This window comes from Thermobacillus sp. (assembly GCF_003390775.1).
In the GTDB taxonomy this organism is placed as follows: Bacteria; Bacillota; Bacilli; order Paenibacillales; family Paenibacillaceae; genus Thermobacillus; species Thermobacillus xylanilyticus.
The window spans coordinates 35,885-58,369 of sequence record NZ_QEWA01000045.1 but is presented as its reverse complement, the minus strand read 5'-3'; the positions used below and the strand labels follow the sequence as shown (position 1 = coordinate 58,369).

Genomic DNA, 22,485 nt, shown 5'->3' with positions numbered 1-22,485 from the left:
TTTGCCGGCCCCCGAGGCATTACCCCCGGGTTTGGATATGAGCCCCCTAGTCCGAGGCTCAGCGGGACTTGAACCCGCCTGATGATCGTGCTGCCACGCACGCACTATGGCCTCTGCTGACTCCTGCAGGTTCAGCGCAACCTCCCGGTTGCGGTTACCAACGCAGTTGGCGTATCCTGCAGGCCTCCCCAGATAAGAGCGTCATCTTTCCGCCCGCGACCACTGGAGTTTACAGGATTAGCCCTTGGCGGCTTTGGATTTCGTTGTGTGCTGGCAACTCATCCGACTAACCCTGCCTCGAATCCAGTTCGTGTACCTTGGCCCGTGCGTTTGCCTTAGGCTTCCTTCAGATTCGGCCTCGCGACCGACACCCTTGCCCTCGGCTAATGGTAGGCGCTCGCCAGCCCCCATTCCGGACTTTCACCGTAGAGATGACGCCCATGCCGGGCGTACAGCAATGCGGCCGCTCCGATTCGAATCGGACGGCCGCATCCATTTGTGCCGCTTTATTCTGCGGATTCACGACGCCTTCCTTACGGTTCCCGGCGCGGCATGTCAAATGTGATCACGCTCTCCGGATCGACGAACTCTCCGCCGCGCAGCAGCTCAAACGCCAGCTGCGGGCCGGTGCTGCGGCCGGTGGAGCCGACCGTGCCGATCTGCTGTCCCCGGCTCACCCGCTCGCCTTCCTTCACCAGAATATCCCGCAGGTGGTTGTACACCGACTCGTAATCGCCGTCGTGCGCGATGACGATATGTTTGCCGTCATCGATGTCATATCCGGCGAATGTCACGACGCCGTCGGCGGCCGCGTAGACGGGCGTCCCCTCTTCGGCCGCAATCGAAACGGCGTGCACGTTATGCTTCTTCGCATCGCCGTAGCCGCTGAAGATCGTGCCGTATGCCGGTGCGATGAACGCATGTTTCGGATCGGAATCCGCCGGGCCGGTCCGCGTATCCGGGGCGGCCGCGATCACCGCCGACACCGACGCGACGCAGATCGCGGCAAACAGGGTGAGTACGGTTTTTTTGCTCGAAAAAAGCATTTCCATCCTCCTCCGCGTCAGATTTGATCTGCCGGACCGAAACGGGATGGCGGCGCCGCGTCCGGAAACCGCCTGAAATTCCGCCACCCGGGTCAGGACCCGGCCGTATTGGATCGGATTGACATGGCGCGCCGCCGCAGCGTCGCATGCCAGTTCCTGATCTTCCCGCATCGCCCGCAGCGCCATCCAGGCGAGCGGGTTGAACCAGTGCGCGGCGACGAACGCCGTCATCAGCAGGTTCCATAGCGCGTCTCTCCTGCGCACATGAATCAGTTCATGGGTGAAAACGCACATCCACTCTTCGCGCCCGAGACGCCCGACGAGTTCCTGCGGAATCAGAATGGCCGGTTTCCTAAGGCCGAGGGCCGCGGGGGACGACACGAGCGACGTGATGACCAGGGCGACCGGCGCGCGGATCCCCAGCGCCGCCCGGCACTCCTCCAGCAAGTCCCCGAGCCCGCGCCCGGCCCCGTCCGCCGGCGGCGCCTCTCTCCGCAGCGCCGCGCGAAACCGCCCATGCGCTGCCGCGGAGAATGCGATGACGGCAACGGCCCCGGCCATCCAGACGACGCCGGCTGCCGCCGGCCAGCCGACGGACACCGCAGGCCACTCGAGGGATGGCGAGACTTCCGCGGCATGGCCCGCTTCTCCGGGCAATGCAGGAGACGGCCCATGGACGGATGCCGGTCCCTCGGGCCGGGCTCCGGAACCCTGCAGAACGGGCATGAGCGCGGACGGCACGCTCCACCAGCCGGCCGCAAGCGGCGGCAGCCACGGGATGAGCAGACGCAGCGCTACCCCGACCCACAGGAGATGAAAGAGCCGGGGATCGCGCCGGTTTCCCAGAGCGGCCCGGATCACCAGCATCAGCGCGATGACGACCGCGGCCGCAGGCGAAAGGTACAGGACAGACCGGAACAGCTGCTCCAATGCCGCAAGCATCGTCATGGCTTCTCCGCTTCCCGGGCTTTCTCGTCGAGAATGCGCTTCAATTGTTCGATCTCTTCGCGCGTGAGCCGCTCATCCTTCAGTAAATGGGCGATCATCGGAGTCAGCGCGCCGCCGTAGATCCGGTGCAGGAAGTGCCGCCGCTCCTCGCGAACGCATGCTTCTTCGCTCACCGCCGGGAAATAGACGTACATTTTGCCCCTGGCTTCGTGGCGGACGGCGCCCTTCTTCAGCAGCCGGTTGAGCAGCGTCTTCACCGTGCGCGGACTCCACGCCCTGGCGGGAGCAAGCCGCTCGATCACGTCCTGCGCCGTCATCGGCGGCGGGCCGGCCCACAGCACCTGCATCACTTCCCATTCCGCGTCGGATATTCTCGGAATTCCGCCCATCCGCATCACTCCCATCTGTCCGCAAACAATTACAAGTGTTAATGCTGTCAATCTCTAAAATGACAGCCTGTCCTTCACGATGACCACGATTCCCGCAGCCACCCGCCGACGGGCTTAAGGACATGGGCGCAGAACGCCTCAAGCGGCTCCGGATCGCTGGGCGCGGCAAGACAGCGCTCCAGGAGTTCCGCCGCCGCGGGGTCGCGGTGCCGGATTTCCGCCGGCTCGCGCGGCTCCGGACCCGCTTCACGCAAGCGGCGGGCCGTCTCCCGAAGCTATCCCCCTCGCTCCTCCTCCACAGCCGGAAAATCCGCCCATCCATGCGCTTCCATTATACACCACGGCGGACGGACCGCCCGGCTGAGGCCATCAACAGAAAAGCCCTGTCCGCAGGCTGCCTCCCGCAGACAAGGCTTCTTCCGTTCAACGATTCATTTCGCGGAACGTTCCGCGATCAGCTTCTCCAAAAAAGCGGGCAGCGCGAACGAAGCCCGCAGCACGTTCTCGTTCACATAGCGCGCTTCTTTATCGAAACGGATATCTTCCGGCGCCGGAAGCGGCCGCTTGGAGCCGATGGTGAAGCTCCACAGCCCGCCCGGATACGTCGGAACGACGGCCGTGAACATTCGGGTGTCGGTGAAGAGCCTGCCGATCCGCTCCCAGGAGCGCATCATGACGTCCTGATGGAAGATCGGTGACTGGCTCTGGCATACCATCAGACCGCCTTCGTTCAGCGCGTTGTGCAAATTCTGATAGAATTCGGTGCTGAACAACTGCTCGGCAGGTCCGACCGGATCGGATGAATCGACGATGATGACATCATATTCGCCCCGCCTGCTCTTGACGAATTCGACGCCGTCCGTGTAGTGGTGACGGATGCGCGGATCCGGGTTCTCTCCGCCGGACACGTCCGGCATGAACCGTCTGCAAGCCCGAACGACGGCCTCGTCGATCTCCACGAGATCGATCGTCTCGACGGTGTCGTACTTGGACGCTTCACGCGCGACACCGCAGTCGCCGCCTCCGATGATGAGCACGCGGCGCGGAGCAGGATGCACCGACAGCGGCATGTGCGCGAGCATTTCATTGTAGATGTAGCCGTCGGCCGACGTCGTCTGCACGACGCCGTCCAGCACCAGCATCGGCCCGAAATCGTACGAATCGAGCACCATGACATGCTGGAACGGGCTCTGCTCCTCGAACAACACATCCCGGATCCGGTAGCTGATCTTCAGATTGTCCTGCTCGTCTTCGGTAAGCCACAACTTGTCTTTCGAACGTTGAAGATAAAGATGCCGTTTGTCCAATGTCAACCTCCCGATGAAATCCCGTATTCGAATCCATTATACATGAAATTCGCGCCCGTGCCCCCCATTTCGGCCATATTGCGGGACGAACCCGCGGAGACGGCCTGCGGAAGGGGACAAATGCGAGCGGGATTTCCGGAGAGGTTTCAGTTGTTCGAACCGCCGGCCGCCGACCGCGCGCGCAGTCGTCTCGCGGCCAGTCCGTGCCGCGGCGAGAACAGGAAACTGAACAGGAACAGCACGCCCGTCGCGAAGGCCATCGATCCCGAGATCGACGTATCCAGCAGCCAGGCGGCGGCGTATCCGACGAAGGCGGCCAGCACGCCGAACAGGCCGCCGAGCAGCAGCATGACGGACAGCCGGTCCGTCCACAGGTAAGCGGCCGCGGCGGGCGTGATCAGCATCGCGATCACTATGATCGCGCCGACCGCGTCGAAGGCGGCAACCGCCGTCACGGAAATCATCGTCATGAACAGATAGTGCATGAACGCCACCGGTATGCCGAGCGCTGCCGCCAGCGTCGGGTCGAACGAGGTGATTTTCCACTCCTTGTAGAACGCGGCGATCAGCCCGCCCACGACGAGCAGCACGATGAGCAGGGTCAGCACCGCCTCGGGAATCTCGCCGAGCCAAGGGACGTGCGTCGTCTCCCAAGGAATGAACGTGATCTCGCCCATCAGCGCGTGCTGCACGTCGAGGTGCGCGTTGCCGACCTGCGTCGCGATCAGCACGACGCCGACGGCGAACAGCGTCGTGAACACGATGCCGATCGACGCTTCCTGCTGCACGCCGCGCGCATGCAGCCACTGCACGAGCACCGCCGTGAGCAGGCCGGCCGCCGCCGCGCCGATCAGCATGTGCGCGCCGGTCAGCTCCCGCGTCATGAGATACGCGATGACGATGCCGAGCAGCACGGAGTGGCTGATCGCATCCGCCATCATCGCCATGCGCCGCAGGATGAGCAGTGCGCCGACCAGGCCGCAGGTGAGACCGACGAGCGACGCGGTAAGCAGAATCCATCCGTCGTAGCTCATGGCAGCGCCTCCCTCTCCGCCAGCGGGTCTCGCCGGACGGCCCGCAGCTCCAGGTGCCGCATCTGTTCACGCCGCTGCATCGCCTTCACGAGCAGCCCTTTTCGCGTGCCGAAGACAAGCGACAGGAGAAAAGTCCCCGCCGCCGCGATCACGATGAACGGACCGGTCGGCCAGCCGGCGCCGAGCGTGCTGACCCAGGTTCCGGCCACCCCCGCGCCGCCGCCGAATAGCGCCGACAGCGCGAGCATCGTCCCGAACGCGTTCGTCCAATAGCGCGCGCTGACGGCCGGGATAATGAGAAGCGCGGCCATCAGGATGACGCCGACCGCCTGGATGCCGATGACGATGATGACGACGAGCAGCGTCAGGTACGCCGCTTCCATCAGCCGGCCGGACAGCCCGATTCCGCGGGCGAACGCCGGATCGAACAGATACAGCTTCCACTCCTTGAACGAGATCAGCACGGCGAGCAGCACGACGGCCGCGACCGCCGTCATCGTCCGCATATCCTGCCGCACCATCGCCGCCGCCTGCCCGAAAATGAACCCGTCCAGTCCGCTCTGTCCGCCGCCCGGCATCCGGTTCACCATCGTGAGCAGCATGATGCCGAGTCCGAAGAAAACGGACAGGATGATGCCCATCGCGGTGTCTTCCTTGACCCGGCTGTGCGCCCGGATCGCCGTGACCGCCCATGCGCCGAGCAGCGCGCTCGCCGCCGCGCCGAGCAGCATGACGGGCAGGCTCTTGAACCCGAGAATCGCGAAGCCGATGACGACGCCCGGCAGCGCCGCGTGCGCGAGCGCATCGCTCATCAGGCTCTGCCGCTTCCAGTAGGCGAAGCAGCCGGCCAGGCCGGCGGCCGTGCCGAGCATCAGCATGCTGGCGAGCACCCACAGCGCGTTGTGCGATAGTCCCATCATCCCGTCACCCGCTCCTTCCGCCTCAGCCAGCCGCCGTACGTGCGGGCGATCGTGTCCTGCGTGAAGATCTCCGTGGTCGGGCCGTGGGCGATGACGGTCCGATTCAACATCAGCACGTGGTCGAAATCGTCTTCCACCGTCTGCAGATCGTGGTGGACGACCATCACTGTCTTGCCGGCGGCGCGCAGCGTTCTCAGCATCTCCATGATCGCCCGTTCCGTCGCGGCGTCCACGCCGGCCAGCGGTTCGTCGAGCAGATACAGGTCGGCGTCCTGCACGAGCGCGCGGGCGAGAAACACCCGCTGCTGCTGGCCGCCGGACAGCTCGCTGATCTGCCGTTTCGCGAAACCCTCCATGCCCATCTTCGCCAGCGCCTCGAACGCCAGCTCCCGGTGCTGGCGCCCCGGCCGCCTGAGCCAGCCGATCCGCCCGTACAGCCCCATCAGCACGACGTCGAGCGCGTCGGTCGGGAAGTCCCAGTCCACCGATCCCCGCTGCGGCACATACCCGACCTTGAGCTTCGCTTTCCGGTACGTCGTGCCGAAGAAACGAACCTCCCCGCCGAGCCGGGGATGCAGATCCAGCATCGTCTTCAGCAGCGTCGATTTGCCGGCGCCGTTCGGTCCGATGATCGCCGTCAGCGTGCCGGGCTTAACCTCGAACGTCACGTCATCCAGCACTTTGTTTCTGCGGTAAGCGGCATGGAGCCCTCTCACTTGCAGCACCGGTTCCATCCCCGATCACTCCTCCCCGGACAGCGCCTCGTAGATCGTGTCCACATTGTGCCGGAACATGCCGAGATACGTGCCTTCCCCCGTGCCGGCTCCGCCCATCGCGTCGGAGAACAGCTCGCCGCCCAGCCGGACGTTCAGCCCCCGCTCCTTCGCGCCTTCGATGACGGCCTCGATCGATTTCGGGTTGATGCTGCTCTCGACGAACACCGCCGGCACCCGGCGCTCGACGAGCAGGCCGATCGTGCGCTCGATGTCGCTCAGCCCGATCTCGTCCTCCGTGCTCAGCCCCTGCAGACCGACCACTTCCATGCCCAGCATCCGCCCGAAGTAACCAAACGCGTCATGCGCCGTCACCAGCACCCGCCGCTCTTCCGGCACGGACGCCATTTTCCGCACCGCCTCTTCCTTCAGCTCATCCATCTTCGCAAAATAGTCCCGCTTGTTCGCCTCGAAAAATTCCGCGTCGTCCGGAGACAGCTTCTTGAGCTCCTCCACCGCCGCCCCGAGCGCTTCCTTCCACAGATCGATGTCGAACCAGACGTGGGGATCGACCGCCCCGGTTTCGTCGGTGAGCAGCCGGTCCTCCGCAATGGCTTCGCCGACGGCCAGCACCGGCCGGGTCTTGCCGATCTCCTCGAACGCGCGCAGCATGTTCGCCTCGAGGTGCAGCCCGTTGCAGAAAATGATGTCCGCGCTCCCCAGCTTCCGGATGTCGCTCTGCGACGCCTGGTACAGATGCGGATCGACGCCCGGTCCCATCAGGCTCGTCACCTGAACCCTGCCGCCGCCGATGACCGAGATCGGCTCGGCGATCTGGGCGATCGTCGTCACGACGCGGATGGCGCCGTCCGGACCGTTTCCGTCTGCGCCGCCAGAACCGGATCCTCCCGCCGCGCCTTCCGATCCCATGCCGCCGTCCGCTCCGTTTGCGCCGCCGCCCGCTCCCGATCCGCATGCCGCAAGCAGCAGCATGGCCGCCAGAAGCGCGAACGCCCGGCCCTTGGATTTGCTTATTCTCTGCTTGAACATGGCTTCGTCCACCCCTCCATTTTATGTACATGAGCAACTAAAGTGTGTTTGGACAAATATTTTTGCCTTGGGCAAACTTTTATGTTAACTAAAAAATAATGGCTGGACACCAAATTGTCAAGTATAGAAAAACGGCTGGCCCGCCGATTTAAGCGGGCGCATCCGTTTTGCGGAACAGATAGAAAAACGGCCCCTCCGATGAGGGACCGTTGATCGATTGGTATCTTCAGATGCCGGGAATCGGCCGGCGCTTGTGCTCGGTAGCCCGATACCGCCGCTCGAGCTCCGCCGCGGCCTTCGGGTCGATCGCCTTGCCTTCGAGATAGTCGCTGTTGTCTTCGTACGAAATGCCGAGCTCGCCTTCGTCGGTCTGCCCTTCCCAGAGCCCGGCGGTCGGCGCCTTGTCCACGACCCGGTCGGGGACGCCGAGCGCCCGGGCGAGCTGCCGCACCTGGCGCTTGTTCAGCGTGCTGAGCGGCGTCAGATCGACCGCGCCGTCGCCCCATTTCGTGTAGAAGCCGGTGATCGCTTCGGACGCGTGGTCTGTGCCGACGACGAGCAGGTTCAGGTCGAACGCCAGCGCGTACTGGACGACCATGCGCGTCCGCGCTTTCGCGTTCCCTTTCGCTTCCTTGCTCAGATGCCGCGGCCGGCCGATCGCCTTGAACGCATGCTCGACCTCCAGCGCGATCTCGTCCACCGCGTCGCCGATCTGCGTCTCGACCGTGTACTTCAGGCCGAGCGCCTTCGCCACCGCGTAGCTGTCCTCGATGTCCTCCTGCTTGTGGTAGGGCTGGAACACGCCGAGCGTCATGTACTCCCGGCCCGTCTCCGCCGTCAGCTCGTCCGTCGCCCGCTTGCACAGGGCGGCCGCCGTCGCGCTGTCGACGCCGCCGCTGATCGCGATCAGCAGGCCGGTCGCGCCGGCATCCTTCACATACTGCTTCAGGAAATCAACGCGTCTGCGGATCTCCTGTTCGACGTCGATCTGGGGCTTCACGCCGAGCTTGGCAATGATCTCCTGCTGCATGCTCAATCCCGTTCGCCTCCGACGCGCCGTCAGCGGCAGTATTGGTCGAACGCCGCGATGAGGTCCGCCGCGATCTCCTCGGCCGAACGGTTCTCGATCTGGTGACGCTCGATGAAATGGACGAGTTCGCCGTCTTTCATCAGCGCAATCGACGGCGAGGACGGCGGATACGGCGCGAAATATTCGCGGGCTTTCGCCGTCGCTTCCTTGTCCTGGCCGGCGAACACGGTGAACAGGTTGTCCGGCTTCACCTCGTGCTGCAACGCCAGCCTTGCTGCCGGGCGGGCCATGCCTGCCGCGCATCCGCACACCGAGTTCACGAAGACCAGTGTCGTCCCCTTCGCGTTCGGCAGATGATCCTCCACTTCCTCCGGCGTCCGAAGTTCCTTGAAACCGATGCTGGTCAATTCGTCGCGCATCGGCTGGATCATGTCCAGCATATATCGTTCAAACGACATCGACATGATTACGCTCACTCCTCCAGCGGGATTTGGAAACTATTATACCCCCGACCGGCTGCAAAAGAAAAGCAACCGGACCGTTCGTCGGTCCGGTTGGGACCGCCTGTCAGTCCGATTGCCCCGTTTCTTCATCCGCCGACCCTTCGTGCGGGGAGTCCGTCCGATGCGCCTTGTACGCCACATCCTTGTCGGGATGCATGAAAATGCCGCTTTGCGGCGGGATCCCTTCCTCGAACAGCCGCCGGTTCTCCGCCGTGCGGAAGCCGATGTCCTTGAACGGATGCACCCATTGATCGCCGCTCATGACGGACGGATCCGTGTCGGTCGACCAGTTCTCGAGCGGCGAGTTCGGCGAAGCGTAGTCATGGTCACCGATGACGACGCCGTACTCGTTCACGAACGGCCCGCGCGGTCCGCGCCCTTCCCGGAACTCGGGCAGGAATTCGATCTCGAACGGATCGAGCTCCGGATCGCCCGTCCCGTTCAGGTCCACCTTCTTGGCGGCGGGCTTATGCGGCCGGGATTCGCGCTCGGGCCGCTCATCCGGTTTCCGATCCATGGCGCTCACCCCGCTTCAGACGGAAGGCCGGTTCGGCCCGTCGTTTTTCTTGTCGTAGCCCGCGCCGGCCGGGTCCGCCGCCGCCCGGGTCTGCTTTCTCCGGCCGCCGGCGCTCGGCCCTTCGTACGTCTCGTTCTTGCGCTCGCGCCGGTCTTGTTGTTCGGCCATATGCGAGAGCCTCCTTCCGAGGCTAGTATGCCCCCGCCGGCCGACGTTATCCTGTTCTGTCCTTGTATGCGTCCAGCACCGCCGCCGCGAGGCCGGCGGCGCTGAAGAGCAGCTGCGTGCTCGTCAGCCCGGCCAGCATGGGCGGCCGCACCCACGGCGGCGGAACGGCGAACAGGCTGACGGTCAGGCAGCCTGCGCCGAGCACATAGCCGGCCAGCACGGCCGCGCTGCCGGGCGTCTCTCCCGCTGCCTGTCCCGCGGCCGGCGCCGGCCTGCCGATCAAGATCGCGAGCAGCGCCGCACATACGGCGGCATATCCCCACCGGTACTCGAATGCCGACAGCAGATTCCAGACGAGCAGCCCGCCGGCCGCCGTCACCGCCATCGCATCAAGCGCCGGCAGGAAACCGACACCTTTCCGGCGCGCCTGCCAGATCCAATACACGCCGGCGGCAGCCAATCCCGCGGCCGCCTCCGTTCCCGAACCGATGATGACGAGCAGAAGGCGCGGCTGTTCCCACAGCAGCGAAGGTTCGCGGAACAGCACGCCGAATTTCCAGATGATAATGGCGATCACCGCTGCGCCGGCCGTCAGGTCGCCCCAGGGACCGGACCGGCTTGCGCGCGCCCGCGCCGTCCACAGCCGCAGCGCCCCGTATCCGGCGAGCGCCGCGATCAGCGCGGTCAGCAGCATGCCGTTCAGCGCAAGACCGCCGATTTCAATGACTTCCGGCAAAGGCGTTCTCCCTCTCCCGTATTCAAAACATTATTTGGTGCCGGCCGGGAATGCCCTGTAACGCGGTATCCACGCTGCAGCATCCCCGCGAGCCCGTCTCAACTCGCTGCAGCGTGCTATCCACGTTACATCATTCCGCCCACGCCGTTTTCACTCGCTGCACGCCTGGATCCGGCCATTGATCCAACCGATGATCCGATCCAGCACTTCCTTGCGGTCCACATCGTTATGCAGCTCATGCCAACCGCCTTCCCAGGCGACGAACTCGCACAGCCCGCGCAGCGACTCCGCCAATTCCCTGCTGGCGGCAAACGATGTTACAGTATCTTCCGTGCCGTGCAGCAACAGCACCGGCACCCGCAGCTGCCGCCGCGCTTCCCGCAGTGAACGCTCCCCCTCGCTCCTCATGGCGAAAAACATCGCCGCCGAGATCCGATTGTGCAGAAGCGGATCCCGGCTGTCCAATTCGCTCTGCAAGGGATTGTTGCGGTACAGCGATCGTCCCAGGCTGGTGGACATCGTGAGCCTCGGCCAGACCGCGGCGGCGACGCGGCCGATTCGCAGCTTGCCCGGCGACGGGTCGAAAGCAAGCCTCAGCCACGGACTGGTCAGAATAAGCCCGGTGATCGGAGGCCGGCATCGGATAGCGCAGCTGAGCGCCACATTGCCGCCCATGCTGTGGCCGTACAGGAAAAGCGGCAGCCCCGGGTGCCGGGCTCCGGCCATGCCGACGAAGCGGGCGGCGTCCAGCGCGAGCCGTTCGGCGGACGGCGCATGGCCCCGTTTGCCGGGGGTCAGCCCGTGGCCGCGCTGATCGACGGCGTAGACCGCCAGCCCGGCGCGGACCATCTCCGACGCCACATCGGCGTATCGGCCGCCGTGCTCGCCCATGCCGTGCACGATGCAGACGACGCCGCGCGCAGCATCGGACGGCATCCAGGCGCGCACATGAAGGCGAACGCCGTCTTCCGTCGGCAGCGTGAGCGTCTCCGTCACGATGTCCATTCCAAATAACCTCCAGTTCGAGAAAATGGGACGGCGGCGGAAATCCTTTTTGCAATCGGGACGAATTTCCTCTATTATCATTATCGCTTTCAGTCCGTGCTGCTGGCAAGCCCGGCCGGAACCCTGAAGGAGGCGAGACAAACATGGATGCGGATGTACTGGTCATCGGCGGCGGGCCGTCCGGCCTCATGGCCTCGATCGCTGCGGCGGAACGGGGCGCCCGGGTGGTGCTGCTCGACAAGGGGGACAAACTCGGACGCAAGCTGGCCATTTCGGGCGGCGGACGCTGCAACGTCACCAACGCGAAACCGCTGGACGAACTGATCCGCCACATTCCGGGAGGCGGGCGGTTCCTGTACAGCGCTTTTTCGGTGTTCTCGAACCGGGACATCATCGCCTTTTTCGAGAAGCTCGGCATCCGGCTGAAAGAAGAGAACGACGGCCGGATGTTCCCCGTGACGGACAGCGCGCAGACGGTCGTCCGGGCGCTCATCGGCCGGGCGCGGGATCTCGGCGTGGATCTCAGGACGAACAAGCCGGTCGCCGACGTGCTCTATGAAGACGGCGCGGCGGTCGGCGTCAGGCTCAAGGACGGCAACGTGCTGCGAGCCCGCTCCGTCATCGTCGCCACGGGCGGCAAGTCGGTCCCCCATACCGGCTCGACCGGCGACGGTTACCCCTGGGCGGAGAAAGCCGGCCACACGATCACCGAACTATATCCGACCGAAGTGCCGCTCACATCGGATGAACCGTGGATTGCAAGCCGCGAGCTGCAAGGCGTCTCGCTGCGCGGCGTCGCCCTGTCCGTATGGGATGCGCGGGGACGGACGATCGTCCGGCATGAAGGCGACATGATTTTCACCCATTTCGGGCTGTCCGGTCCGATCGCGCTCCGCTGCAGCCAGTTCGTCGTGAAGGAACGGAAGAAGAACGGCGGCGCCCCCGTCAAACTGACGCTCGACCTGAAACCGGAGCAGACGGAGGAGGACGTGTACGGCGAACTCAACGCGCTCGCCGCCGCCGAACCGAAGCGGGCGGTCAAGAACGCGCTGCGCCCGCTCATGCCGGAGCGGCTCCTGCTGCTGATGCTCCGGCTGGCCGGCATCGCCGCCGACATCGCGTGCGCGAACATCTCCCGCCAGGCGCTGCGGTCGCTCGCCCGGCTGATCAAGGCGATGCCGATCCTGGTGAACGGCACGCTCCCGCTCGAGCAGGCGTTCATCACCGGCGGCGGCGTCTCGCTGAAGGAAGTCGATCCGCGCACGATGCAGTCGAAGCTGATGCCGGGGCTCTTCTTCTGCGGGGAAATTCTCGACGTGCACGGCTACACCGGCGGCTACAACATCACGGCGGCGTTCGCGACCGGCTATTCGGCCGGCAAGAGCGCCGCGGAGCTTGCGGCCGGCCCGGGGAGCGAAAACTGAAAAAACTCCCCGAACCGCCGCATGGGCGGAATCGGGGAGTTGCGGGATTAATACACGTTTTTCCATTCCGCGATGTTGCTTTGGTCGAATCGGAACGGATCGCCGAGCATGATCTGGGTGCCGTCCTCCCCGTCCCGGACGATGCTCTTCTCGCCCAGCCGGCCGGCTTTGAACGTTTCGCCGACGGCGCCGGTGATGTCCCCCTTGACGAGGGCATCCGCCGCATACGCTGCCAGATAGCCGACATCGATCGGGTTCCACAGATACATCCATTGGCAGACGCCGCTTTCAATGTACTCCGCCATTTCGCTCGGCAGGCCCAGACCGGTCAACTGCACCTGGCCTTTCAACCCTTTGTCGGTCAGCACCTTTCCGGCGGCGGCGATCCCCACCGTGGTCGGCGCGATGATGCCTTTCAGATCGGGATACGACTTGAGCAGCCCTTCGGTTTCCGACACGCTCTTGTCGCGCAGGTCGTCCCCATAGGCCACCTTGACCAGCTCGATATTGGCGTATACCGGATTTTCGAGTTCCTTCTTCATCCATTCGATCCAGATGTTCTGGTTCGTCGCCTGGCTCGTCGCGCTCAGAATCGCGATTTGCCCTTCACCGCCGATCATTTCGTGGATCGCCTGAATCAGCGTGCGGCCGATGCGCTCGGGATCCGCCTGGTTCACATGCACCAGCCGGCTGTTGGCGTTGACCGCGGAGTCCAGCGAGAGCACCTTGATGCCCCGATCCATCGCCTTCTTGAGCGCCGGCTCCAACGCGTCGCTGTCATTGGCGGCAATGGCGATGGAATCCACCTTCTGCGCGATCAGCTCCTCGATGATCTGGATTTGCGCTTCGGCCGTCGGTTGGTCCGGCGCCTTCGCAATCACCTCGTGGCCCAATTCGGCCATCGCTTCCCGGAAGCCTTCGATCATCTTTTCCCCGTAGGGGTTCCCGGCATTTTTGAAGATGATGGCATGCTTCTTCGGCGTGTCGTCCTTCGCTTCAGCCTGTCCGGACGAGTTTCCTTCCGTGCCGGACGCGCCGGAATTGCCGGTATTGCCGGAGTTGTTGTTCCCGCCGCATGCAGCCGCCAGCAGCGAGATGGACAGAAGGAACACCAGCATCAGGATGAGTCTTCTTTTCATTTTTTAATCCTCCCTTTTCCTGCTATTCTCTATACCAAAGCGGCAGGCCGCCCGGTATCCCGCTCACGCTTGCCCGGCCGGCGAATCCGCGCCGGGCGCCCGTCACGCTTTGTTGCGCCGCAGGTTCGAAACGGCAACGGCCGCAATCAGCAGCGATCCGATAATGATCAGTTGCGTCTGCGCATTCACGTTGATGAGGCCGAGCCCGTACCGCAGCAGCCCGATCAGGAAAACGGCCAGAATTGCGCCGATCATGCGCCCTTTGCCGCCCGCCGTGCTGATGCCGCCGAGCACGGCCATGGCGATCACTTCCAGTTCGTACATGTTGGCGATGTTCGGCCTCGTGCTTCCCATCCTGGAGGTCAGAAACAGCGCGGTGACAGCCGCCATGAATCCCGTCAGCGTGAACACGATCATCCGGACCCGGTCAACGGGAACCCCTGAAAAACGGCTTGCCGTCGGGTTGTTGCCGATCGCGTAGACATGCCTTCCGAACGTGGTCTTGTGCAGCAACAGACCGAACAGCACCGCAAAAATGACAAAAACGATCAGAATAAACGGAACGCCGGCCACGTAACCCCATCCGAGAAAACCGAACCACTCCGGAAAATGGCCTGCTGCCTGATCCTCCAGAATGACATAGGCGATGCCCCGGTACACAATCATCGTGATCAACGTGACGATGACGGCCGACAGTTCCCGGTAGCGCACGATGAGCCATCCGTTGAGGAGGCCGCACAGCGTTCCGGTGAGCAGACAGATGACGATCGCCAGCTCCATCGGCACCCCCCGGTTGTACAGATCCGCCATGACGACGGAGGACAGCGCGACGGTGGAGGCGACGGAAATGTCAATGTCCGCCAGGATGATGACGAGCACCATCGGCAGCACGATGAACGCTTTGTCGAGGAATGCCATCGTCGCATCCCGCAGGTTGGCGAAATCCAGGTAATACGGGGAAATCTGCGCGTTCATCACGTTGACGGCGACAAGCAGCAGGAGGAGCATCCATTCCCATTGCAAAAAGAACCGTTTGGCGTCAAACGCTTTTCTGTCCGACAAAACGCGCGGCTCCATCATCTAGATCCTCCTCCTTAACAGGTGGTTGCGGTCGACGCTCCGCTTCACCCATACGTTGGCAAGCACGGCCAGCAGGATGATCCCGCCCTGGATGGCCGTCTGCCAGAAAGGCGACACGTTGAGCAGCGGCAGCGCGTTGTTCAGCATGCCGATGAGCAGCGATCCCACCAGCACGCCCGACACTTTCCCGACTCCGCCGGCAATGCTGACGCCGCCGAGCACGCACGCCGCGATGACCGTAAGCTCGTAGCCCATGGCCGTGTCGCCCTGGGCGGAGGCGAACTTGGCGACCCACAGCACGCCGCACAATCCCGAGAGCGCGCCCATGATCGCGTAGACGAGCCACAGCAGCCGCTCCTTCGGAATGCCGCTGATGACGGCGGCTTCCGGATTGCTGCCGACCGCATAAATTTGCCTGCCGGTTCGCGTATGATTGACGAAGTAGTGGAACACCGCGTATGCCACAATCGCGATGAAAATCAGCGTATTGATGCCCAGGATGCTGCCGGTGGCGATGCCGGTGAAGGAATCCGGCATCTGGTGGGCGCTGACCCATTTGCCGCCGCTGATCGTAAACGTCAGTCCGCGGAACACGTTCATCATGCCCAGCGTCGCGATGATCGGCAGAATGCCGAGCCTCGCGACGAACCATCCGAGCAGCGAGCCGCATGCGAGCCCGATCGCCGTTCCGAGAAGAAGCGCCGCCATCGGGTGCATTCCCGGGTTGGCGCTGACCGTCAGCGCGGTGATCATGCCGGACAGGGCCAGCGTCGCCCCGATGGACAAGTCGATCCCCCTCGTGACGATGACCAGCATCATGCCGAGGGCCAGAATGCTCAGGATCGCGGCATTTCGCAGCAAATCGTTGATGTTCTCCAGCGTCAGAAAACTCGGATTCCGCCATTGCACAAGCAGGGCGAGCAAGACAACGAAGCCCAGCAGGCCCAATTCCCGGAACCGCATGATGTGGACGCTGAGCGAAGCGCGCCGCACCGCCCCGCCCGACGGAACGGCCTGCGCCGCCTGCTGCGCCATCGGTTTATCCGCCATCGTGTTTCTCAACTCCTCCGGATCAGGCTGATGCGCCCGTTTCACGGGTGCTGTCGTCCATCGCCGCTTCCAGGATGGTTTCCTGCGTCGCTTCCGACCGGTCCAATATCGCGGTAATCCGGCCTTCCCGCATGACCACGATCCGGTCGCTGAGGCCGATCACCTCCGGCATTTCGGAGGAAACGAGCAGGATGCCGTATCCTTGCGCCGCGAGCTCCCCGATGATTTCGTAAATGGCCGATTTGGCCCCGACGTCGACGCCTTTGGTCGGCTCGTCCAGGATCAATACTTTCAGCTCCGACGTCAGCAATTTGGCCACGACCACCTTCTGCTGGTTGCCGCCGGAGAGGGAGCCGACGAGGTCGAATATTCCGGTCGCCTTCACGCCGAGTTTTTCCGCCAGCATCTTGGCGACGGACCATTCCGCTTTCCTCCGGATCCAGCCCATCCGGGCCAGCCGCCGCAGGGCAGGGAGCGTGATATTGCCGGCGATTTCCCAGTTCAGGATCAGCCCCTGCTTCTGGCGGTCTTCCGGCAAATATCCGATTCCGAGCGCCATGGCGTCCGCCGGACGGCGTATCGACGCCTCGCGGCCTTCGACGTAGATTTTGCCGCGGTCCCGCGGGCCGATCCCGAAGATCGCCTGGCACACCTCGCTCCGTCCGGATCCGACCAATCCCGTCAGCCCGACGATTTCGCCCCTGCGGACGCTGAAGTTGATGTCGGCGAAGTACCCGGTCGCCCCGAGCCCTTCCACCCGCAGCACTTCATCCCCGATCTGCGTCTCCTTCTTCGGAAAAAGCTGCGTCACCTCGCGGCCCACCATGGCCACGATCAAATCTTTGTTGGAGATGTCGTGCACGCCCCACGTCCCGATGTATTTCCCGTCCCGGAACACCGTCACGTTGTCGGCGAGGCGGTACATGTCCTCGAAGCGGTGGGAAATGAAGATAATGGACGCGCCCCCCGCCCTGAGCCGTTCCGTGATGGCATACAGCTGCTCGCATTCCCTGACGGTGAGCGCCGCCGTCGGCTCGTCCATGATAATGATCCTGGCGTTGGCGGACAGCGCCTTGGCGATTTCCACAATCTGTTGCTGCGCAACACTGAGCGCCCCCATCGTCATTCGCGAATGGAAATCGGCTCCGAGCTCGTCGAGCAGGCGCTGCGCCTCTTCGTGCATCTCCTTCCAGAGCAGCCTTCGCGTTCCTTTTTCGACCCGTTCATGGCCCATGAAGATGTTCTCGGTCACCGTCAAATCCGGATAGCAGGTCACATGCTGGTAGATCGCCGCGATGCCGAGTTCGGCCGCGTGCCTCGGCCCCTTGAGCTCCACCTTGCGTCCGTTCACGAGCATGTCGCCCTCGTCCGGACGGTACACCCCGGTGATGATTTTGATGAACGTCGACTTGCCCGCTCCGTTCTCGCCCATGAGCGCGTGGATTTCGCCGGGCTTCAGCCGGAAATGGACATTGTCCAGCGCCTTGACGCCGGGAAAGGTTTTCGTGATCCCGTTAAGTTCGAGCACAAATTCCGCCATCCCGATCCCCCGTTTCCGCTCGTACTCGCGTTCCTCCCACAACATACCGCAGGGCCGGTCGAGGCGACAGGAGACAACCTTCGCCTTCCGGGGACGATCTTCGCCTTTTCGGAAAATGCAAAGCGGCCAGGGCGAAATCGCCCTGGTCGCACGATGGCCCTATGAATTTGTCCCGTTCACGTCTCCAGCCGCAGCCGCTCGCGGTATTGCGAAGGCGACAGGCCGTGCCACTGTTTGAACAGCCTGCTGAAATATTTGGCGTCCTGATAGCCGACCCGCCGGCTGACGTCCTGCAGGTTCAGACTCCGGTCCCGCAAAATGTCCTTCGCCTTTTCCATCCGCATTCGCGTGACGTAATCCAGCACCGTTTCGCCCGTCTGCGTCTTGAAGCATTTGCAGAAATAGGTCGGATTCAGATAAACGTGATCCGCCACCTTCTTGACCGTGATCTCCTCGTCCAGATGTTCCAGAATCCAGGCTTTTGCGAGTTCCACCGGCTTGGCCGCGTCTTCCCGGCGGTGCTGCCGGATGGCGTCCGTCGTCCGCAGCACGAGCCGTTTCACTTCCTGCTTGATCTGGCCGAGGCCCGCCGCCAGTTTGATCCGGTTCAATTCCTCCTCCGGCGAATCCGCCGCTCCGATGTCTTCCGCATGCTCCATCCACACGGCATGAATCTGGATCGTCAAATACTGGAGCAGCCACTGGATCAGCCGCGGCGACTCCAGTTTGGCGAGTTCGTCGAAGAACCCGTTCAAGCGTGCGGCGGCCTGCCCGTCGTCCGCCTGCTGGACCGCCTGCACGATCCGCTTGACCGTCCGGTAGCAGCCCGGATCGACGGCATCCAGCGAATAGGCGCCGGTCTGCCCGACGAGGCGGGAGGTGAACACCTGGTTGCCGCCGAACACGAGGCGATAGTTGAGCAGGCCGATCGTGCTCTGCCCCGCTTCGCGGAGCAGGTACAGGTCTTCCACCATGTCGCTTACGGCGACGGACACGGTGAACGGGGTGTAGGTCCGCACCGCCCGGCAGTACTGCTCGGCAGCGGCGAAGGCTTCTGACGCGACAAAGCCGGGATCGGCGGATCGGCCCGCATGGAGCAGCACCCAGTGATCGGCGTTCCCCCTCCACCACCAACCGCCGGCAAACGGAGCTTTCTGCGCGGTTCTCGTAATTTCGTCAATGATGTTCTCCAAGGCGTACGAGTAAGCCTTCCAGTCCTTGTCGGTATAATGCCTCGCCTTGGCCGGCAGCGCATCCAGCGCGATGTTCAGGAGCACATAGCGGCCATCCGGAAATTCCTCCACCCAATAGCCAAGGCGGGACAAATCCGCTTCCGTCGACATGACATCCTTCAGAAGCTGCGTCTGTCTCGCTGATTTCAGCCGTTCGGCTTTCTTCTCCATGTCGGCCAGCCGGTAACGGCTTTCGCGCGCCTCGGCGATCCGCTTGCGGATTTCCGCCAGGCGGATGCGGAACCGGTCCCGGTCGATCGGCTTCAGGAAGTAATCCACCGAGCCGTGCAGCATGGCGGCGTGCACATATTCGAAATCGTCGTACCCGCTGATGAAGAGCGGGAAGAAATCGTAATGCTTTCTGGCTTCCCGGATGAAGGCCACCCCGTCCATCTCCGGCATTTTCACGTCGGTGATGACCAGATCGACGGCGCCGTTCACTTCATGCAGGTAATTCAGGGCGTCCCTGCCGTTGTCGAAACCGGAGAGGATCTCGAACGGTTCGCCGCAGGACCGCACCAGACGCTCGATGCCCCGGCGAATGAACGCCTCGTCATCCACCACGATCGTTCGGATTGATTGCATGGTGCCGCTCACTTCCCTGGTTAAATTCTTGGGCGCTTTCCGTCGACTCGATGACGGGAATCCGGATGATGACCTCCGTTCCGCCGCCGTGGATGCTGTCCACCTGCAGCCCGTATTCGCCGCCGAACATCATGACGATGCGGGCGTGCACATTTTTCAGCCCGACACCCGACTTCCCGTGAACCAGGCTGTTGGAACGGATCGTCGCCAGGAGCCCGGCCAGTCTGTCCGGCGCGATGCCCGGCCCGTTGTCCCGGATGCGGAACACGATATCTTGTTTTCCGCTGGCGGCGCCGAACTCCCGGTTGACCGCGACGGCAATCCGCACGCCTTGGACGGACTCCAGCCCGTATTTGATGCTGTTCTCCACAACCGGCTGCAGGATGAACTTCGGCGTGTGCAGCCGGGATCCGTCCACATTCAGCGCGATGTCGAAATCGACGCGGCTGCCGAAACGGTACTTCTGCATGACAAGATAATCCCGGACATGCTGCACCTCGTCTTCGATCCGCACCAGCCGGGAATCGTTGCCGAGCGAATAACGAAGCATCCTCCCCATCACCGTCACCATATGCACGACCTGTTCGGTTTCCTCTTCTTCCACCGCCATGCCGATCGTCTCCAGCGTGTTGTAGATGAAATGGGGATTGATCTGCGTCTGCAAGGCGTACAGCTCCGCTTCCTTCTGCCGGATTTCGATGTAGTAGTTCTGCTGGATCAGTTCGCGGATCTTCGCGATCATGGAATTGAAGCTGCGGGCCAGCAGCCCGATTTCGTCCCGGGAATTCGCTTTCAGATCGACCGAGAAATTGCCCAGCTCCACATGCTTCATCAGGCTGCTCAGCCGCTTGATCGGGCGCGAGACGTTCAGGGCCAGAATCACCGAGAGCACGGACGTGATGATGGCAAAAACGATGAACACGACAATGGTGACATTCCGGTAAAAATCCGTCCGCTCCGTCAAGGCGGCGGAAGAGATGCTGTGGGCGATCACCCACTGGTAGCGGTCCGATTGGTTCACACTGACGACCCGGGGTTCATTTCCCGTGAACGATTTGAAGCTGCCGTTCAGAACCGGATATTCGCCCAACCGGGGATCGGTGCCGCCGATTTTCGTCTGATCCGTATGGTAGATGATCGCGCCTTCACGGTCCATGACCCACATTTCGGCGGCTTCCGGATTCTCCAGTTCGCCCAGCACGCTCTCGATGAAATCGAGCCGGATCGCCAGGAACATCGTGCCGAGGCTTCTCCGGTTGTCGAAATCGGTCATCTGTTTCATCAACAGCAGGTAGGGACGCCCGTTCTCGAAACGCAAATCGAGTTCGTTCGGGAACAGCAGTTTGGCGTTGCCGTTTTCGTCCAGCGGGTGGCCGAGATCAAAGTGCCGCTGCCCCGGCTCGGTGCCCGCATAATTCATCCGCGTGCTCGCGAACAGCCGGTCGGGCGTCGCCATAAACACGCCGATAATGTCGGGATTGTTCCCGTTGATGTAAGTCCGGGTCAGATAGTTGTTCACGATGAATTCGTCCTGCAGCTTTTCGGATTGGTTGCCGTAGTCCTCTTTGCGCAGAATCGAAATGATCTCGCTGGAACTGTAGATCAGATCGGGCAGACTCGCGAATTCGTCCATCCGCTTTTCAATGGCCATGTTGGCCAGCTGCAAGGTTCTCGGCATGTGCTCGCCGAATTGCTGTTCGATCGATTTCCTGTACTGATAATAGGAAATGGCGCCGAGAATGGAGATCGGGACAACGGTGAGCAGGAGATACGTGATCATCAGCTTGGTGCTGAGCCGGAAACTGCGGAATCGCAGCCGGCGGATGCGTTCAAAAATCATACTGGTCCACATTATCCTTCGTGAAATCAAGCGGCTCTCCCATGATCACCATGTCCCCCTTGACCCGGACGTTGCCGACCTTGTTGACAAATTGGCCGTCATACGGCAGCGTGCCGTCCAGCAGGTTTTTGCCGAGGGCGACGGTCAGATAGCCCAATCGCTTCGGGCTCCACAGGGTAATGACCTGCACGGTGCCGTCATGCAGGGCGTCGCGCATGAGATTCGGGGTCGACAGGCCGACCACCTTCACCTCGCCCTGCTTCCCCGCCTCCTTGACCGCTTTCGCCGCCGACGGCGGGCCGACCGACGAGTTGCCGATGATGCCCGCAAGATCGGGATGGCTTTCCAGCAGCCGGACCGCCGACGCATACGCCTCCTCGTAACTGTCGTTGTTGGCCGCAATTTCGACCAATTCCATGTTCGGGTAGTATTCCTGTTGCTGCACCTTGATCCAGTGCATCCACTCGTTCAGATTTGCGGCAGAGAGCGATCCGGTCATGATCGCGAACTTCCCCCGCTCCCCGGTACTCCAGGCCAGCGTATCCATCAGGTGGCGCCCGAGCGTTTCGGGATCCACCATGTTGATGAAGAAGGCCCGGCCCTCCTCGTCGGTGTCGGAATCCCAGGTGATGACGGCGATGTTGTTGTCCGATGCCCGCTTCAGGACGGGCAGCAGCTTCTTCGGATCGTTCGACGATACGGCCAACAGATCGATGTCCTGTTCGATCAACTCCTCGATGACCCGGATCTGGGCGTCCGCATCCGCGGTCTCCGGCCCCCTGAACAAAACGTTGACCCCCAGCTCCTTGGCCGCCTCGAACGCGCCGTCCTTCGCCGCCTCGAAATAATCGAGGCCTTCCCGTTTCGGCACCACCGCAATCGTATACTGCCGGTCCGGATGCCGCTCCTTCGCGGATCGCTCTTCGTCCTGGTCGTAGAGAATCTGATAATCCCCTGTCGGACTGCAAGCGCTTGCCAAAGTGAGAAGAACAACAAACACAGCCGCCAACCAAACCCTTGCCATCCGGTCTCCTCCGTGCGCCCGTTCGATTTGATCTATTTTATCCCAATCCCGCTCTTTTTCAAAGGCGATGGCTTTCACCCTTGGAGGACAGTTTTCGCCTGTTTGCAAACGCATCCACCAAAAAAAACAATAAAGCCATGATCCGCTCTCCCGACCGGAATGCGTTCCCCATTCATCATCTGCAGCGGGAGAGACTGCCATGGCC

General features: G+C 62.8%; 22 protein-coding genes. 1 reads left to right on the top strand and 21 read right to left on the bottom strand.

The window, feature by feature from the left end:
• Window positions 1-533 precede the first annotated feature (533 nt).
• The 14 genes from C6W55_RS13515 to C6W55_RS13450 all read right to left on the bottom strand — a co-directional run bounded on the left by C6W55_RS13515 (window position 534) and on the right by C6W55_RS13450 (window position 11,366).
• Window positions 534-1,994 carry a M23/M56 family metallopeptidase gene (locus C6W55_RS13515; RefSeq protein ID WP_286893156.1) on the bottom strand — a complete coding sequence of 487 codons (1,461 nt, stop codon included), beginning with the start codon at window positions 1,992-1,994 and terminating at the stop codon, window positions 534-536.
• A complete protein-coding gene (locus C6W55_RS13510) occupies window positions 1,991-2,383 on the bottom strand; it encodes a BlaI/MecI/CopY family transcriptional regulator (RefSeq protein WP_286893153.1) in 393 nt (130 codons plus the stop codon). Before C6W55_RS13510 ends, C6W55_RS13515 begins: the two co-directional genes overlap by 4 nt.
• Window positions 2,384-2,457: 74 nt before the next feature.
• Window positions 2,458-2,637, bottom strand: a complete 180-nt coding sequence (locus C6W55_RS13505) for a hypothetical protein (RefSeq protein WP_286893150.1) — start codon at window positions 2,635-2,637, stop codon at window positions 2,458-2,460.
• Window positions 2,638-2,814: 177 nt separating this feature from the next.
• Entirely contained in the window at window positions 2,815-3,690 is an 876-nt protein-coding gene (gene speE, locus C6W55_RS13500; RefSeq protein WP_286893148.1) for a polyamine aminopropyltransferase, read from the bottom strand.
• 146 nt (window positions 3,691-3,836) lie between these two features.
• Window positions 3,837-4,724 carry a metal ABC transporter permease gene (locus C6W55_RS13495; protein WP_286893145.1) on the bottom strand — a complete coding sequence of 296 codons (888 nt, stop codon included), beginning with the start codon at window positions 4,722-4,724 and terminating at the stop codon, window positions 3,837-3,839.
• Window positions 4,721-5,644, bottom strand: coding sequence for a metal ABC transporter permease (locus tag C6W55_RS13490; RefSeq protein ID WP_286893143.1), 924 nt, complete (start codon window positions 5,642-5,644; stop codon window positions 4,721-4,723). The genes C6W55_RS13495 and C6W55_RS13490 overlap by 4 nt, the downstream gene beginning before the upstream one ends.
• Window positions 5,641-6,378, bottom strand: coding sequence for a metal ABC transporter ATP-binding protein (locus C6W55_RS13485; RefSeq protein WP_286893142.1), 738 nt, complete (start codon window positions 6,376-6,378; stop codon window positions 5,641-5,643). Before C6W55_RS13485 ends, C6W55_RS13490 begins: the two co-directional genes overlap by 4 nt.
• Before the next feature lie 6 nt (window positions 6,379-6,384).
• Window positions 6,385-7,407, bottom strand: a complete 1,023-nt coding sequence (locus tag C6W55_RS13480) for a metal ABC transporter solute-binding protein, Zn/Mn family (protein ID WP_286893139.1) — start codon at window positions 7,405-7,407, stop codon at window positions 6,385-6,387.
• Window positions 7,408-7,633: 226 nt separating this feature from the next.
• Window positions 7,634-8,443 (bottom strand): ammonia-dependent NAD(+) synthetase, encoded by an 810-nt coding sequence (gene nadE / locus C6W55_RS13475; protein WP_015255785.1) that lies wholly within the window; start codon window positions 8,441-8,443, stop codon window positions 7,634-7,636.
• Window positions 8,444-8,466: 23 nt separating this feature from the next.
• The gene (locus C6W55_RS13470) at window positions 8,467-8,901 is read right to left on the bottom strand and encodes a BrxA/BrxB family bacilliredoxin (protein WP_286893135.1); all 435 of its coding nucleotides are present in this window, start codon (window positions 8,899-8,901) and stop codon (window positions 8,467-8,469) included.
• Between the two features lie 103 nt (window positions 8,902-9,004).
• Entirely contained in the window at window positions 9,005-9,457 is a 453-nt protein-coding gene (locus C6W55_RS13465) for a DUF3905 domain-containing protein (protein ID WP_286893133.1), read from the bottom strand.
• A 15-nt stretch (window positions 9,458-9,472) separates the two neighbouring features.
• Window positions 9,473-9,625 (bottom strand): hypothetical protein, encoded by a 153-nt coding sequence (locus C6W55_RS13460; RefSeq protein ID WP_286893132.1) that lies wholly within the window; start codon window positions 9,623-9,625, stop codon window positions 9,473-9,475.
• Between the two features lie 46 nt (window positions 9,626-9,671).
• A complete protein-coding gene (locus tag C6W55_RS13455) occupies window positions 9,672-10,361 on the bottom strand; it encodes a hypothetical protein (protein ID WP_286893130.1) in 690 nt (229 codons plus the stop codon).
• 150 nt (window positions 10,362-10,511) lie between these two features.
• Window positions 10,512-11,366 (bottom strand): alpha/beta hydrolase, encoded by an 855-nt coding sequence (locus tag C6W55_RS13450; protein WP_286893128.1) that lies wholly within the window; start codon window positions 11,364-11,366, stop codon window positions 10,512-10,514.
• A gap of 143 nt (window positions 11,367-11,509) precedes the next feature.
• Between C6W55_RS13450 and C6W55_RS13445 the strand changes: the two genes are divergently transcribed.
• A complete protein-coding gene (locus C6W55_RS13445; RefSeq protein ID WP_286893126.1) occupies window positions 11,510-12,790 on the top strand; it encodes a BaiN/RdsA family NAD(P)/FAD-dependent oxidoreductase in 1,281 nt (426 codons plus the stop codon).
• Window positions 12,791-12,837: 47 nt separating this feature from the next.
• Here the strand turns inward: C6W55_RS13445 and rhaS are convergent, their stop codons facing one another.
• From rhaS to C6W55_RS13410, 7 genes are all read right to left on the bottom strand, one after another.
• Window positions 12,838-13,929 carry a rhamnose ABC transporter substrate-binding protein gene (gene rhaS / locus C6W55_RS13440; protein ID WP_286893125.1) on the bottom strand — a complete coding sequence of 364 codons (1,092 nt, stop codon included), beginning with the start codon at window positions 13,927-13,929 and terminating at the stop codon, window positions 12,838-12,840.
• Window positions 13,930-14,031: 102 nt separating this feature from the next.
• Complete coding sequence (locus C6W55_RS13435; RefSeq protein WP_041854511.1) at window positions 14,032-15,006, bottom strand: ABC transporter permease; 975 nt, start codon at window positions 15,004-15,006, stop codon at window positions 14,032-14,034.
• A 3-nt stretch (window positions 15,007-15,009) separates the two neighbouring features.
• On the bottom strand, window positions 15,010-16,059 hold the full coding sequence (locus C6W55_RS13430) for an ABC transporter permease (RefSeq protein WP_015255794.1): 1,050 nt from the start codon (window positions 16,057-16,059) through the stop codon (window positions 15,010-15,012).
• 22 nt (window positions 16,060-16,081) lie between these two features.
• Window positions 16,082-17,599 carry a sugar ABC transporter ATP-binding protein gene (locus tag C6W55_RS13425; RefSeq protein ID WP_286893124.1) on the bottom strand — a complete coding sequence of 506 codons (1,518 nt, stop codon included), beginning with the start codon at window positions 17,597-17,599 and terminating at the stop codon, window positions 16,082-16,084.
• A gap of 176 nt (window positions 17,600-17,775) precedes the next feature.
• The gene (locus tag C6W55_RS13420) at window positions 17,776-19,416 is read right to left on the bottom strand and encodes a response regulator transcription factor (RefSeq protein ID WP_015255796.1); all 1,641 of its coding nucleotides are present in this window, start codon (window positions 19,414-19,416) and stop codon (window positions 17,776-17,778) included.
• Window positions 19,385-21,256, bottom strand: a complete 1,872-nt coding sequence (locus C6W55_RS13415; RefSeq protein WP_286893123.1) for a sensor histidine kinase — start codon at window positions 21,254-21,256, stop codon at window positions 19,385-19,387. The genes C6W55_RS13420 and C6W55_RS13415 overlap by 32 nt, the downstream gene beginning before the upstream one ends.
• On the bottom strand, window positions 21,246-22,280 hold the full coding sequence (locus tag C6W55_RS13410; protein WP_015255798.1) for an autoinducer 2 ABC transporter substrate-binding protein: 1,035 nt from the start codon (window positions 22,278-22,280) through the stop codon (window positions 21,246-21,248). Before C6W55_RS13410 ends, C6W55_RS13415 begins: the two co-directional genes overlap by 11 nt.
• Between the last annotated feature and the right edge of the window lie 205 nt (window positions 22,281-22,485).